At 72.5% G+C, this 12,942-nt stretch carries 14 protein-coding genes; 6 read left to right on the top strand and 8 right to left on the bottom strand.

Annotation, left to right across the window (positions count from 1 at the left end):
- Positions 1-17: 17 nt before the first annotated feature.
- Positions 18-1,256 carry an isochorismate synthase gene (locus OO63_RS04130; protein ID WP_051810517.1) on the bottom strand — a complete coding sequence of 413 codons (1,239 nt, stop codon included), beginning with the start codon at positions 1,254-1,256 and terminating at the stop codon, positions 18-20.
- Positions 1,257-1,276: 20 nt separating this feature from the next.
- Entirely contained in the window at positions 1,277-2,056 is a 780-nt protein-coding gene (locus OO63_RS04125) for an SDR family oxidoreductase (RefSeq protein WP_199819434.1), read from the bottom strand.
- Positions 2,057-2,464: 408 nt separating this feature from the next.
- Here OO63_RS04125 and OO63_RS04120 point away from each other — a divergent pair, with 408 nt between their 5' ends.
- Complete coding sequence (locus tag OO63_RS04120; protein WP_030356528.1) at positions 2,465-3,100, top strand: hypothetical protein; 636 nt, start codon at positions 2,465-2,467, stop codon at positions 3,098-3,100.
- A gap of 58 nt (positions 3,101-3,158) precedes the next feature.
- Here OO63_RS04120 and OO63_RS04115 read toward each other — a convergent pair whose 3' ends face one another.
- Entirely contained in the window at positions 3,159-4,034 is an 876-nt protein-coding gene (locus OO63_RS04115) for an HD domain-containing protein (protein WP_234310993.1), read from the bottom strand.
- Between the two features lie 239 nt (positions 4,035-4,273).
- Between OO63_RS04115 and OO63_RS04110 the strand changes: the two genes are divergently transcribed.
- Positions 4,274-5,452, top strand: coding sequence for a serine hydrolase domain-containing protein (locus OO63_RS04110; protein ID WP_078618935.1), 1,179 nt, complete (start codon positions 4,274-4,276; stop codon positions 5,450-5,452).
- Between the two features lie 169 nt (positions 5,453-5,621).
- Here OO63_RS04110 and OO63_RS04105 read toward each other — a convergent pair whose 3' ends face one another.
- Both OO63_RS04105 and OO63_RS04100 read right to left on the bottom strand, forming a co-directional pair.
- Entirely contained in the window at positions 5,622-5,990 is a 369-nt protein-coding gene (locus OO63_RS04105; protein ID WP_033263771.1) for a hypothetical protein, read from the bottom strand.
- A 128-nt stretch (positions 5,991-6,118) separates the two neighbouring features.
- Positions 6,119-6,505 (bottom strand): HGxxPAAW family protein, encoded by a 387-nt coding sequence (locus OO63_RS04100; protein WP_030356525.1) that lies wholly within the window; start codon positions 6,503-6,505, stop codon positions 6,119-6,121.
- Between the two features lie 107 nt (positions 6,506-6,612).
- Here OO63_RS04100 and OO63_RS04095 point away from each other — a divergent pair, with 107 nt between their 5' ends.
- A complete protein-coding gene (locus OO63_RS04095) occupies positions 6,613-7,119 on the top strand; it encodes a MarR family winged helix-turn-helix transcriptional regulator (RefSeq protein WP_031192472.1) in 507 nt (168 codons plus the stop codon).
- A 44-nt stretch (positions 7,120-7,163) separates the two neighbouring features.
- Here the strand turns inward: OO63_RS04095 and OO63_RS04090 are convergent, their stop codons facing one another.
- Entirely contained in the window at positions 7,164-7,904 is a 741-nt protein-coding gene (locus tag OO63_RS04090) for an SDR family oxidoreductase (RefSeq protein WP_030356523.1), read from the bottom strand.
- A gap of 137 nt (positions 7,905-8,041) precedes the next feature.
- On the opposite strand from OO63_RS04090, the gene OO63_RS04085 reads away from it, so the two are divergent.
- Positions 8,042-8,533, top strand: coding sequence for an RrF2 family transcriptional regulator (locus OO63_RS04085; RefSeq protein WP_030356522.1), 492 nt, complete (start codon positions 8,042-8,044; stop codon positions 8,531-8,533).
- 63 nt (positions 8,534-8,596) lie between these two features.
- Here OO63_RS04085 and OO63_RS04080 read toward each other — a convergent pair whose 3' ends face one another.
- Entirely contained in the window at positions 8,597-9,376 is a 780-nt protein-coding gene (locus OO63_RS04080; RefSeq protein WP_030356521.1) for a hypothetical protein, read from the bottom strand.
- Positions 9,377-9,623: 247 nt separating this feature from the next.
- Here OO63_RS04080 and OO63_RS04075 point away from each other — a divergent pair, with 247 nt between their 5' ends.
- Both OO63_RS04075 and OO63_RS04070 read left to right on the top strand, forming a co-directional pair.
- Positions 9,624-10,424, top strand: coding sequence for an SAM-dependent methyltransferase (locus tag OO63_RS04075; protein WP_030356520.1), 801 nt, complete (start codon positions 9,624-9,626; stop codon positions 10,422-10,424).
- 76 nt (positions 10,425-10,500) lie between these two features.
- Complete coding sequence (locus OO63_RS04070) at positions 10,501-11,082, top strand: snapalysin family zinc-dependent metalloprotease (protein ID WP_030356519.1); 582 nt, start codon at positions 10,501-10,503, stop codon at positions 11,080-11,082.
- A 109-nt stretch (positions 11,083-11,191) separates the two neighbouring features.
- Here the strand turns inward: OO63_RS04070 and OO63_RS04065 are convergent, their stop codons facing one another.
- Positions 11,192-12,916 carry an acyl-CoA dehydrogenase family protein gene (locus OO63_RS04065; RefSeq protein ID WP_030356518.1) on the bottom strand — a complete coding sequence of 575 codons (1,725 nt, stop codon included), beginning with the start codon at positions 12,914-12,916 and terminating at the stop codon, positions 11,192-11,194.
- Between the last annotated feature and the right edge of the window lie 26 nt (positions 12,917-12,942).

Genomic DNA, 12,942 nt, shown 5'->3' with positions numbered 1-12,942 from the left:
GCGGGACCTCGTCCGGCTCATCGAAGCGACTCGGCCGAGAGCCGCGCGGTGTCGTGCGTGGCGGTGAGGGCGTCGAGCATGGTGGTGAACTTGGCCTGGGTCTCGGCGAGTTCGGAAGCCGGGTCGGACTGCGCGACGATCCCGGCGCCCGCGTAGAGCCGCAGATGGGTGGCATCGAGGCGGCCGCAGCGCAGAGCGATCACCCAGTGGCCGTCGCCCGCTCGGTCCATCCACCCGACGAGCCCGGTGTAGTAGTCGCGCGGCACGGGCTCGAGACGGCGGATCAGGCTACGGGCGTACGTCGTGGGGGTGCCGCAGACGGCCGGGGTCGGGTGGAGCAGCGCCGCCAGGGTCAGGGCGTCGGGGGGCGGATGGTGCAGGCGGGCCCGGATGACGGTACCGAGGTGCCACAGGCGGGTGGTGGCGTGGAGGGTCGGCGTCGGCGGAACCTCCAGGCGGCTGCAGAGCGGGGCGAGGCGGGCGCGCAGCGCGTCGACGACGAGCCGGTGCTCGTGGCGGTCCTTGGCCGAGCCGAGCAGGGAGCGGGCGGCTGCCCGGTCGCGCCCGGGGTCGCGATGACGTGCGGCGGTGCCGGCGAGGGGGTGCAGGACCACGGTGTCACCCCGGCGCGTGAGCAGCGTCTCCGGTGTGGCGCCGATGAGCACGTCGGGACCCGCGCCGCCCGGGTGGCCGGGCAGGGTCGCCGCGAAGAGATGGGCCCGGCGGTCCTGTGCGGCGAGGCGGAACAGGAGGGCGGGCGCGGCGTCGAGGGGCGGTGCGCCGACGGGGATGCGCAGCGTGCGGGCGAGGACCACCTTGGCCAACGGCCCGTCGGCCGTTGCCCTGCGGGCGGCCTCGACGAGCGCGGCGTAGACGTCCGGCGGCGGTTCGGGGACGCCGGGCCCCGCGTCCGGGAGGTGCGGGAGCCCGGGGCGCGTCGGGCTGCCGTGGCGCGGCTCGTTCCCGCTGTCCGTGGGGTGGCCGCTGTGGCGGGGCCACCGCTCGGGCCGGGCGAGGCAGAGGTGGGCGGGGGTGTCCTCGTCGAAGGGGACGAGTCCGGCGACGATCGTCCCGTCGGGGTGGCCGGCCAGGTGCCGCGCCGCGGTGCGGGCGAGGCGGGTGAACTGGCCGGGGCCCGGCGTGGTGGGCAGCGGCGTGCCGTCGTGTGCGGTGAGTGTGCGCCCCGGGGTCGACAGGAGCCAGCGGGTGGTGGCCCGCCCGGGGGTGGTGGGGGGCCAGGTGGAGTGGTCGGACACGGCGGCTCCTGGCTGGGCGGTCAGGCGCGCAGGGCGGCGCCGCCGTCGACGTACAGGCTGTGGAGTGTGATGTGGCGGGCCTGGTCGGAGGCGAGGAACAGCACGGCGTCGGCCACGTCGGCGGGGGCGGCGACGCGTCCCAGCGGGATGCCGGTGCGGAAGGCTGCCGGGTCCCCGTCGACGACCGCGCGGAAGTCGGGGCCTTCGGTGAGCTCGCGGAGCATCGCGGTGTCCGTCGAGCCGGGGCACACCACGTTGCAGCGCACGCCGCGCGGGGCGACCTCCACACCGAGGCCGAGGGTGAAGGCGTGGGCGGCGGCCTTGGACGCGGCGTAGGCGGCAAGGCCCGCCCGGGGCACCCCGACAGCGTTCGAGGCGACGGTCACGATGGAGCCGCGGCCGCGGCGCGTCATGCGCTCGGCGGCGGCACCCGCCCAGACGAAGACGCCCGTCGCGTTGGCGTGGAGCAGCGCGTGCCAGTCCTGGTCCGTGCAGTCGGCCGCGGGTCCGTGGCGCAGGACGCCCGCCGCGCTCACGAGCAGCCCGACGGGTCCGAGGGAGCGCTCGGTCTCGTCGAGGAGTTCACTGGCGGCGTGCCGGTCCGCGACGTCCGCCGTCCTTTCGCGGACCAGGGGGCGCAGTTCCGCCGGGACGCGCTCGCGCAGACGGCCGGGGGCGGCACGGTCGACGGCGACCACCTGGGCCCCCGCCCGCGCCAACGCGAGCACGATCGCTGAACCGATGCCTCCGGCCGCGCCGGTCACCACCGCGGTGAGGCCGTCGATGCCGTGCAGCCGCACTTCCAACCTCCGCCGTCGCGGCGCTCACCGGGGGTGTCGCCGACTGCTTGCCGTGCCTTCGCCCAGGCAAGCACACCGCCCGGAGTGCGGCATTCCGGGCAAGCGTGCCGAGCCCGCGTTCCGCGTACGCGTGCAGGGAGCGCCGCCCGCGGAGCCCGGTGCACGGCGGATTCAGCCCGCGTCACCCGAAGAGCCGACGCCCGCGCGCACCTCGGCCCAGGCCGCCCTAGCGTCGGCAACCGGGCCGTGTGGGGCCCGGACACGGCGCCTCGCGCCGACAGCCAGGAGCGCCCCGCCGCGCGGAGCCGACTCTCACGGACGGCTTCGAGGATCCTCCCCGCACACCGCCCCTCCACCGACCGAGACCGTCGCACTGGCGCGCCTCGCCCTGTCCCGAAGGAAGACCACATGATCCAGCTGTCCGAGACCCTGGCCCTGCACTCCGTCGAGGAGGCCCTCAGCCCCGAGGAGCTGCGACAGCTCCGCAAGATCGCCGACAACGAACCGCGGCCCGACTCCTCCGTCACCCCGGCCCCCGCTCTGGCCCGCGACATCCTCGACGCGGCCCTCGAGCGCGCCCTGCCCTCGATCCAGCGCCACATGCCCTCCGTCCGGCGGGCCGCCTCCTGGATGTACGTGGAGCTGCGCGCCGGCCTGCACGTGGCCACGCACGTCGACGGCATACCCGACCCCGCCGCCCCGCTGCGACGCCTGGCCAGGATCGCCGTCACGCTGGAACAGGCGGACGCGGGCGGCGACTTCTACGTCGAGACCACCAGCAGCCCCCGCCTGTGGACCGGGGCCGTGGCGGGGGAACGCGAGGGCTTCGCCCCCGGCACCCCGCTCACCCACGCGCTGCCCCACACGCACGAGCACAACCACGAGGCGAGCTGGCTCGCGCGCACCCCGCGCACCCGCTGGACCACCGACGCCGCCCCCGGGGTCTTCCTCGCCTACGGCGCCCAGATCCTGCACGGTGTCACGCCCGTCCGCTCCGGCACCCTGCGCAAGTTCGTCGCCGACCTGGTCGACGCGACCGACTGACCCCGGCGCGCGGGCTTCCGTCCCCGTCGACGCGGAATCAGTCCCAGCTGACGCGGAATCAATCCCAGCTGACGCGGAAGTCCAGGGGCAGTGCGTGCAGCGCGCTCAGCTCGGCGGCCAGCTCCGGCGCCGCGCGTTCGAGCTTCTCGCCGTCCACCAGCGGCGCCGAGCTGTAGATCTTGCGCAGGGAGAACCGCCACCCGAGGTGATCGCCTGGCTCGCCCTCGGGGCCGACGTTGTCCCAGGAGGTGTGCAGGCGGACTTCCGCGCGGATCAGGGCGACCAGTGCTGCGGCCGTCCCTGCGTCCGTGGACACCGTGTGGTCGTGGAGGTCGAGGCGGCTCAGGAGTACGGCCGGATCGGTGTCGAGGCGGCCCGCGGAGCGCCCGCTGCGCACGTAGGAGTCGAGGTGGTCGAGGTTCAGGAGGCCGGGGTGGCCGGTGAGGGGTGAGGGGTGGCGGCCGCGGAGTCGATCGACGATGGTCCCGGCTTCGATCCCGTGGTCGCGCAGCACCGACCTGATCGGGTCGGAGCGCACCAACCTCAGCCCGATCTCGTGGTGATCGAGACCGGCGAGGCCCTCGAAGGTGTGGCTCAAAGGCAGATGGCCGATGTCGTGCAGCAGCGCCGCGACTCTGAGGTCCGCGTCGTCGGGGGCGAAGTGCGCGGCCAACGAGAGTACGCCGAGGCTGTGTTCGAGCCGGGAGTATGTCTGAAGGGTGCTGAGAGTGGAGCTCCCGCCGTGCGTGACGAAGTGCAGGCGGCGGAGCGGTCGCGTGCGCAGCAGGTCCGCTTCCACGGGGTTCAGGCGGACGGGGGCGCGCCAGAGGGGGTCGGTGAACTCCCCGTTCAGGCCTGTCACGTTGGTCGGGACGGGTGGTGCGGTCGCGTACTCGGGGCCGCTCGGCGACGTCGGGTTCCTCCGGCTGTCCATCGGGAAGCCCTAGGGGCGCGGTGCACGTGTGAGGACGGGTTCGTTGTTCCGCGCCGGTCGCGTGCAGACGCTGCCGGTCGCTCACCACCGCGCGCAGCTACGGGGGCTGTCCCCCGCCACCACCCTGAGGACAGCGGGTCTACGCGTCCGGGGGAAAGCCGGATGGGCCGCTCCCCGCCCCGCTGGTGGGATGGTCGCCGACCACCGGCTCGGGGGGCGAAACAGAGATGGGGATCACCATGCATGGGTTACAAAGGCGTCGGCGCGGCCTGCTCGTACTGACCGGCTCGATCGCCCTCCTCGTCGCCGCGTCGACCGGGCCGACGGCGGTGGCGAAGCCGCAGCGGACCGATCCGCTGCAGGAGCGGGTGAACGCGATCCGTGACAGCGGGGCCGTCGGTGTGTTCGCCGAGACGGCGGCATCGGGCACGCGCGACAAGGCGCGCGCCGGGACCGCCGAGAGGGGCACCACGAAGCCGATGCCCCAGAACGGCAGGTTCCGGATCGGCAGCGCCGCCAAGACGTTCACCGCCACGGTCGTGCTGCAACTCGTCGGCGAGGGGCGCCTGTCCCTGGACGACACCGTCGAGGACTGGCTGCCGGGACTGGTCCAGGGCAACGGGTACGACGGCGACGCCATCACCGTACGGCAGTTGTTGCGGCACACCAGCGGCATCCGGGACACCCAGCCGGAGATTCCCGCGCTGAACAGCGCGCAGGGGTATCGGGCCGAGCGGTTCCGCACGTACAGCCCAAAGGAGTTGGTGGGGCTCGCGATGCGGACGTCGCCCGCGTTCCGGCCGGGCAAGGGCTGGTCGTACTCCAACACCAACTACGTGCTCGCCGCGATGATCATTCACAAGGTCACGGGCCGGAGTTGGGCACGGGAGGTCAACGCCCGGATCATCCGCCCGCTGGGCCTGAAGGACACCAGTACGCCCGGCGTCTTCCCCTTCGTCCTGGGCCCGCACGCCCGGGCCTACGCCTCGTTCGGCACCGGCACCGGCACCGGCACCGGCACCGGCACCGGCACCGGCATGGACGTCACCACGCTCAATCCGAGCATGGCCGTCGGCTCCGGGTCGATCATCAGCACCGCGCGCGACCTGACGCGGTTCTACAGCGCCCTGCTCCGGGGCCGGCTCCTTGATCCGGCGCAGTTGGACCAGATGACGGCCACCGTGCCCGCGCCCGAGCTGGGTGTGAGATACGGACTTGGGCTCGGCGAGCTGCCGTTGCCCTGCGGCGGCAGCTACTTCGGGCACCCGGGCGAACTGCTCGGCTATCACTCATGGAGCGGTGTCTCCCGGGACGGCTCACGGACCGCCGTGGTGTACGTCAACAGTGACGGCGGCAAGGACACCCAGAAGGCCATGCGCGCCCTCGTGGACGAGGAGCTGTGCCGGGCGCGTCCCTAGATCCCGGCAGCGGGTCCTCGTCCCGGCACTGACTCCTCGTCCCGGCCACAGCACGCGCTCCCGGGTGCTGTGGCCGGTGACGTCCTACTTCCAGGGGTCGGTGAACGCCCGGCCGGGCACCGGCTTGGGGGAAGTGTGACCGGTCGGCGGCAGAAAGGTCCGGGAGGACTCAGGGGCTCTTCGGATAGAACTCCACGGCTTCCGGGATGACGGCGACGAGGTGTTCCTGCCAGCAGTCCGTCTGCCGCGTCGCGACCTCGGCGCCACAGCCGGCGCACACCAGGTTGGGGCCGTCGAGGCCGTCGGGTTCGCAGCAGCCGTTCTGCCGCCCGGGACCGCGGTGCTGGCGCGTACCCGGGGCACCGTCGGGGTGCAGGGTGATCGCCCCCGTCTCAGGGTTGATCGCGTAGGTCCCCTGCGGCAACAGGGGCAGGCCCAGGCGCTCCCCCGTGAACTTCTCCGGGGTGGGCGGGAAGGGGACTTGGCTGAGTATGTCGGTCAGGAGCTCGCCGCAGTTCACGCAGGTGATGATGGACACCGGAGAATTTTCCCGCGGTCGGGCCGCGCCCGCCCAGGCTCTGGCGGCTACGGCTGAGTGCCCGTTGCCACAAGTGGGTCCCGGCGGCAACAACTGGGTCTCAGGGGTGTCCGTCCCGGCTCCCGCGGTCACGAGCGCTGCGGCGCCGGTGCGCGTTCGGGCGCGGCAGCGGCAGCGGGCACGAGGGCGGGGACGACGACCGGCGCCGCGGCACCCCCGCGTCCCGCCAGGCGGCAGCCCAGGCAGTCGGGGTGGCCGCCGCGCGCCGCCGTGTCACGGACCCGCCAGGGCCGCTCCGCGACCGGCCGCGTCCCCGAGGGCTTGCCCCACCCGGCGAGATGGAGGACCCAGGTGGCGAGTGCGGCGAGCACGACGACGGCACCGCCCGCCACCAGTCCCCCGGTCGAGTCGGCGGCGAGCCCCACCCCCGTCACCGCGCTGCCGAGCACGGCCGCGCAGGTGCCCGTCCAGCCCGCGACCGTGTGACCCATGTCGTGGTCTCCGTGCATGCTCATGGCCGTCTCCTAGGGAAATGGGATGCTGTGACGGGTGATCGGGACTCACCCGCGCGAATATCTCTTATCTCGCGAGATAATTTACTTAGATGCTAAGGGGATCTGTGGTGCAGGGCAAGACGCGTCCGGCGGCGACGGCCGACCAGGCGCTGTACGCGATGGACCGGATGATCGCCACGGCCCAGTTCGGGCAGCAGGACATCGCCCGGCGCATGGGCCTCAACGTCACGGACCTCACCTGTCTCGGCTTCCTCATCGAGGCGGCCAACGCCGGCGAGTCCCTGGTGGCGGGCGACCTCGCCGGGCGGGCACGGTTGACCACCGGGGCGGTGACCGGTGTCCTCAACCGCCTGGAGAAGGCGGGCTACGTACGGCGCGAGGCCGACCCGAAGGACCGCCGGCGCGTCCACGTGACCATGGAGGAGGCCGCGCAGAGCCGCGTCCTGGAGGTCTACGGCCCCTTCTACGAGCGCCTGGGCCTGCTGTTCGCCGACTACGGCCCGGACGAGATCGCCGTACTCGCCGACTGGTTCACCCGCGCCAAAGCGCTGCTCCAGGACTCCCTTGACGAGATCCGCCAGGCCGACGCCGAACCGTCCAAGGCCGAGGGCTGACGACGTCGTCCGCCGCCTCGGGCACGACCACAGGGCGGCGCCGACTACCGAGAAGCGCTCAGCCAGTCCTCGTAGCGCGTGGCGGCCAGGCGCGCGCCGGGGCGCGGGACCAGGACGTCGCCCTCGACGGCGGCGAACATGCCCGCCTTGTCGTCGGTGACGACGGTGCGCGGGTCCTTCTGGCGCTCCAGCGTGAGGCGGCCGAGGTCGTCCAGCGAGAAGGTGTCCGGGCCCGCGACGTCCAGCGTGCCGTTCAGGGGCGGGGCGGTGGCGACGTCGGCGAGGGCGGCGACCACGTCGGCCGAGGCGATGGGCTGGACGGGGGTGGCGGGGAGGCGGACGGTCTCGCCGTCGGAGGTCCAGGACATGACCGCGTCCATGAACTCGTAGAACTGGGTGGCGCGCACGATCGAGTACGGCGTGGGCCCGCCGCGCAGCAGCTCCTCCTGGAGCGCCTTCGCGCGGTAGTAGTCCAGCTGCGGCACCTGGTCGACGCCCACGATGGACAGGATGACCTGGTGGGTGACGCCCGCGCGCTCCCCCGCGGCCAGCAGGTTCTCCATGGTGGTGCGGAAGAACGCCGGGGACGCCTCGTCGAACGTGGGCGAGTTCGACACGTTGACGACCGTGTCCGCGCCGTCGAGCGCCTCGTCGAGACTCGCGCCGGTGAGCAGGTCGAGCCCGGTCGACAGGGACGAGGCGACCACCTCGTGCCCGGCCTCGCGGAGCCTCGCGACCAGCTGGGAACCGATGAGGCCGGTGCCGCCGATGACGGTGATCTTCATGATCCTGCCCTTCCGTGAACCGAGCGCCACACCCCTGTCACACGACGCAGCTAACTCGGATATCTGATGTCCGAGATAATACTCGGATATCCTGTGTCCGAGTCAAGCGGGGCGAGCGCGTCACACGGGGAGAGCACATGAAGATGTCGGGCGGCGTGGAGTGGGCGGTGCACTGCTGCGTGGTGCTGACCGCCGCGAGCGAACCGGTCCCGGCCGCGCGCCTCGCGCAGCTGCACGACGTCTCGCCCAGCTACCTGGCCAAGCAGATGCAGGCCCTGTCCCGCGCGGGACTCGTCAAGTCCGTCCAGGGCAAGACCGGTGGATACGTACTGACCAGGCCCGCCGCCGAGATCACGGTCCTGGACGTGGTGCAGGCGGTCGACGGGGCGGGCCCCGCGTTCGTGTGCACCGAGATCCGTCAGCGGGGCCCCTTCGGGACCCCGCCCCAGGACTGCACCAAGGCGTGCCCCGTCGCCCGCACCATGGCTGCCGCCGAGGCGGCCTGGCAGGCGTCCCTGCGGGGCGTCTCCATCGCCGACCTCGTCGGCACCGTGGAGCAGGACAGCGGACCCGATGCCCTGCCCACGATCGGCGCGTGGCTCAACACGCCGAACAGCTCCGGCGGCTGAGCGGCGGCGCCCCGGCCGCGCAGGGCGTCACGGCCGCGGGGGGGCATCACGGCCGCGGCCCCTTCAGATCTGCGGCGCCTCCGGTGGCCGGTCCTCGTCGGTGGGGGGTGCGGCGCGGTCGTCGATGACGATGTGGACCGGTTCGGCGCCGGGGTGCGGTGAAGCGGTCAGGGAGCGCACGGTGTCGGCGACGCGCTCGTACAGGTGGCGGGCGATGGCCGCAGTGCCGGGGTCGACGCCTGGGGCGCGCTCGACACCGCGCAGGCTGGTGAGGGCGGCGACCAGGCTGAGGCCGGAGACGTCGACCGCGACGGTGCCCTGGTCCTCCGTGACGGCGCCGGGAATGTGGAAGTGCCGGTCCTGCCCCGCGTGTTCGACGAGGAAGGCCCAGGTGTCGCGGTGCACCGTGAGCCGGGCGGTGGAGATTCCGGCGGCCTTGCGGAGCAGGTCGAGGTGGTCGTGGTCGGGTTCGTCGTGACGCACGCGCTCTCCCTCCTTGCGCCCGGACCCCTCGGCCACGGACGGCGGTTCCTCGTGGGCGGGTGGTGACCCTGCGGCTCCCGGCCGCCCGCGGCCGATGTCGTTGAGCGCGGCGCGGATGGCGACCAGTTCCGTGCCGAGGGTCGCGAGCGGGTCGTGGAGCTGGTCGTGGCCGCGGTTGAGGCCGTCGCGGACGACGGCCCGGATCTCGGCGAGACCGGTGGTGATGGCGGCGTTGGCGTCCTGGCGTGCCTGGTCGACGGCGTGGCGCTGGTCGTCGACCCGTTGCCGCAGCTCGGCGAGGTCGACGCCGATCCGGTTGAGGTGTTCGGTCATGTCGGGCCGCTTGTCGAAGATCGTCACATGCCCCCTTGCCTGGCGGAAACGGCCAGCGTGGCGAGAGGGCGACTTATCGACAAGCGCGCGAACCGGACACGCGGGACAAGGACTCCGACGGCATCCCCCGGCGGCACCCGAGCGCGTCCTCGACCCCGCATTCCGTACAACTTCCGGGAGCCGAGCCTTTGTTGGCCGTGGGGCCGCTGTTCGCGCAGAGGTTCAGCGCTGTACCGTCTGGCACGACCCACAGCAGCAAGGAACGGAGCCCCGCATGTCCAGCCCCCTGGATCGAGTCGACACCTCTACCGCGCACTCCGCTCGGGTGTACGACTACATCCTCGGCGGCAAGGACCACTACCTCGTGGACATCGAGGCGGGCGACGCCATGTGCAGGCACTGGCCGTCCCTGCCGGTGCACATGCGGGAAAACCGCCTGTTCATGCACCGCGCCGGGCGCTTCCTGGCGCGGGAGAAGGGCATCCGGCAGTTCCTGGACGTCGGCACCGGGCTGCCCACCGCCCCGAACCTGCACGAGGTGGTGCAGGAAGTGGCCCCGGAGTCGCACGTGGTCTACGTGGACAACGACCCCATCGTCCTCGCCCACGCCCGCGCCCTGCTGCAGAGCTCCCCCGAGGGCGCGACCGCGTACGTAGACGCCGACATGCACGACCCCGACGCCATCCTCGACAGCCCGGAGATGCGCGCGCTCATCGACCTGGACCAGCCGGTCGGCCTGATGGTCATCGGCATGCTGCACTTCATCCTGCCGCCCGCCGACGGACAGTTGGTGCGGCGCCTCCTCGACCCGCTCCCCTCCGGCAGCTACCTGGCGATGACCATCGGCACCGCCGACTTCGCGCCCGAGGAGGTCGGGCGGGTCGCCGAGGAGTACGCCCGGCAGAACATGCCCATGGTGCTCCGCGACCTGCCGACCACCACCTCGTTCTTCGCCGGGCTCGACCTGGTCGAGCCCGGCGTGACGCAAGTCCACAAGTGGCGGCCGGGCAGCGGGCAACGGGACGTCCGCGACCGGGACATCGCCATGTACGGGGCGGTGGCGCGCAAGCCCTGAGACCCGCCGCCGCACCCTCTCCCCACACTCTCGGCCCCGCACGGGACCGAGGCCCCCCACAAGTGAAGGGACAGCAATGGTGCACTACATACGGCTAGGAATAGCCGGCACCGCCGCAGCGGTCGCCCTGACCCTGGCGCCCGCCGCGAACGCCTTGTCCGCGCCCGAACAGGACGCGGCGAAGCAAGCGTCGGCCGTCGTGACGCTCCGCTACGACGACAGCCGCGCCGCCGGCTGGGAGTCGGCCATCGCGGCCGGAGTCGCCACGTGGAACTCCAACGTCGACAACGTCAAGCTCGTCGAGGCCGCGCCCGGCACCCGGGCGGAGATCCAGATCGTGGCCACCAGCGGCTGGCCGCAGGCCACCCTCGGCCCGGTACGGCCCGGCGGCAGGGCCCAGGTCCAGCTCGGCCAGCAGGCGGTCACGCAGGGCCATGACAAGACCCGCATCGCCGCCCACGAGATCGGCCACAACCTGGGCCTGCCGGACACCAAGCCCGGCCCGTGCTCCCAGCTGATGTCGGGCTCAAGCGCCGGCACGAGCTGCAAGAACGCGGTGCCCGACGCGGCCGAGCAGGCCCGCGTCGAGGCCGCCTACCGCAACGGCGCCGCATCGCGCGTCCCGACCGACGGCCGCACCCTGGTCGACGCGCGGTAGTCAACTCCCGTCGGCACAAAGGCTCATAGCTCCCCGCACCGGCACAGCGCCACGGTGCCTGACCGCGCGCACGCACGGTCAGGCACCTCGCCGTCGGCCCGAAGGACGGCTACGGCGCCATCTCGTACGCCCCGGCAAGCGCCTCCACGCGCTCCCAGACCCGCGCCGAGCGGGCCTCGTCGACGACCGGACGGCGGACCGCGCCGAGGGCCCAGGCCTGCTGCGCCTCGGTGGCGGAGTCCTTGCCGTGCAGCTCGACGGCGTACGCGGAGAAGTCCCGTACGAGCACGGCGAACAGTTCGTCGAGGACGTCCTGCTCCAGACCGGTCAGGCGGGCCTGCTCCAGGATCAGCTGGCCGTGCACGACGAGCGCGAACAGCTGGCCGATGGCGAGCAGCAGGTCGAGGTCGCGGCTCTGCTTCTCGTCGGGGGCCGCGGTGGTGACGAACTCGCAGAGCGCGTCGGCCTGTTCGCGGAAGCAGGCGACGTTCGGCACCTCGGCGTACGCGTCGTAGGCGGTGCGCCAGTCGTGGAAGCGGATGGCGCCGAGGCCGCGGGCGGGGCCCTGCCGGAAGAGGAAGTCGTCGTCGGTCGCGTCCAGACGGGTGGGCACGGGCGCGTACTCGGCCGGGTTCAGGAGGTGGTTGCCCATGAACTTCAGGATCAGGGCGAGGTTGACGTGGACCGTGCCCTCCAGCTTCGGCAGGCCGCGGATCTCGGTGGCGGCCTGGGCGAAGTAGGTGTCCTTCTCGAAGCCCTTGGCGGCGATGACGTCCCACATCAGGTCGATGACCTTCTCGCCCTCCGTGGTCACCTTCATCTTCGTCATGGGGTTGAAGAGGAGGTAGCGGCGGTCGTCGGGACCGGCGGAGCGGAAGTAGTCCACGGCACGGTCGCTGAACAGCTTCATGCCGACGAGACGGACGTAGGCGTCGGTCAGCTCCCGGCGCACGTGCGGGAACGCGGTGACGGGGCGGCCGTAGAGGATGCGGCCCGTGGCGTGCGTGACGGCCTCGTACATCGCGTGCTCGCAGATGCCGATCGCGCCGGTGCAGAGGTTGAACTTGCCGACGTTGACGGTGTTCAGGGCGGCGTCGAAGGCGGCGCGGCCGGTGTGCAGCACGTCCTCGGCGCGGACCGGGTAGTTCTCCAGGCGGAACTCGCTGACGTACTTCGAGGAGTCGACGACGTTCTTGACCAGGTGGTACGCCTCGTGGCGGCTGTCGGCGGCGAAGAAGACGTAGCCGTCGGGACCCTCGACGTCGGTGCGGCGGCCGAAGACGGAGACGAGCCCGGCGGCGTTGCCGTTGCCGATGTAGTACTTGGAGCCGCTGGCCCAAAAGCCGCCGTCGCCGTCCGGCTCCAGGAGCATGTCGGTCGAGTAGATGTCGGCGCCGTGGGCCTTCTCGGACAGGCCGAACGCGAACACCTCGCCCTGGGTGAGGAGTTCGGCGGCGCGGGCGCGGGCGGCGGCGTTGTCGCTCTGCCAGACCGGGCCGAGGCCGAGGATGGTGACCTGCCAGGCGTACCAGTAGTCGAGGCCGTAGAAGCCGAAGATCTCGTTGAGGGCGGCGATCCGGGCGGTGTCCCAGCGCTTGTCGCCGTGGCCCTCCTGGGCGTCCGCCGCCGGGGTGAGGAAGGTCGCGAAGAGACCCTCCTTCGCGGAGAACGCGAGGAAGTCCGCAAGCCAGGCGCGCGAGCGGTAGTCCTCGATCAGCTTGCGCTTGCCGCGCGCCTCGAACCAGTCGACGGTCGCGCGCAGGAGCCTGCGCGTCTCAGCGTCGAAGTGGGTCGGGTCGTACGTGCGCGGATTGAACAGCAGCGGGTCCGCCATGGCAATTCGCCTTTCCGGCTCGGGAG

Origin of the sequence: Streptomyces alboflavus, from assembly GCF_000716675.1 — a bacterium.
GTDB classification, from domain to species: Bacteria; Actinomycetota; Actinomycetes; order Streptomycetales; family Streptomycetaceae; genus Streptomyces; species Streptomyces alboflavus.
The sequence above is the reverse complement of the archived record's forward strand: the minus strand, read 5'-3'. Positions and strand labels throughout refer to the sequence as shown.

Excerpts from the sequence above, each read along its gene's own strand:
- OO63_RS04115 (WP_234310993.1), bottom strand. The coding sequence starts at position 4,034 with ATGGACAGCCGGAGGAACCCGACGTCGCCGAGCGGCCCCGAGTACGCG.
- OO63_RS04110 (WP_078618935.1), top strand. The coding sequence starts at position 4,274 with ATGCATGGGTTACAAAGGCGTCGGCGCGGCCTGCTCGTACTGACCGGC.
- OO63_RS04070 (WP_030356519.1), top strand. The coding sequence starts at position 10,501 with ATGGTGCACTACATACGGCTAGGAATAGCCGGCACCGCCGCAGCGGTC.
- OO63_RS04075 (WP_030356520.1), top strand. The coding sequence starts at position 9,624 with ATGTCCAGCCCCCTGGATCGAGTCGACACCTCTACCGCGCACTCCGCT.
- OO63_RS04085 (WP_030356522.1), top strand. The coding sequence starts at position 8,042 with ATGAAGATGTCGGGCGGCGTGGAGTGGGCGGTGCACTGCTGCGTGGTG.
- OO63_RS04100 (WP_030356525.1), bottom strand. The coding sequence starts at position 6,505 with ATGAGCATGCACGGAGACCACGACATGGGTCACACGGTCGCGGGCTGG.
- OO63_RS04065 (WP_030356518.1), bottom strand. The coding sequence starts at position 12,916 with ATGGCGGACCCGCTGCTGTTCAATCCGCGCACGTACGACCCGACCCAC.
- OO63_RS04120 (WP_030356528.1), top strand. The coding sequence starts at position 2,465 with ATGATCCAGCTGTCCGAGACCCTGGCCCTGCACTCCGTCGAGGAGGCC.
- OO63_RS04090 (WP_030356523.1), bottom strand. The coding sequence starts at position 7,904 with ATGAAGATCACCGTCATCGGCGGCACCGGCCTCATCGGTTCCCAGCTG.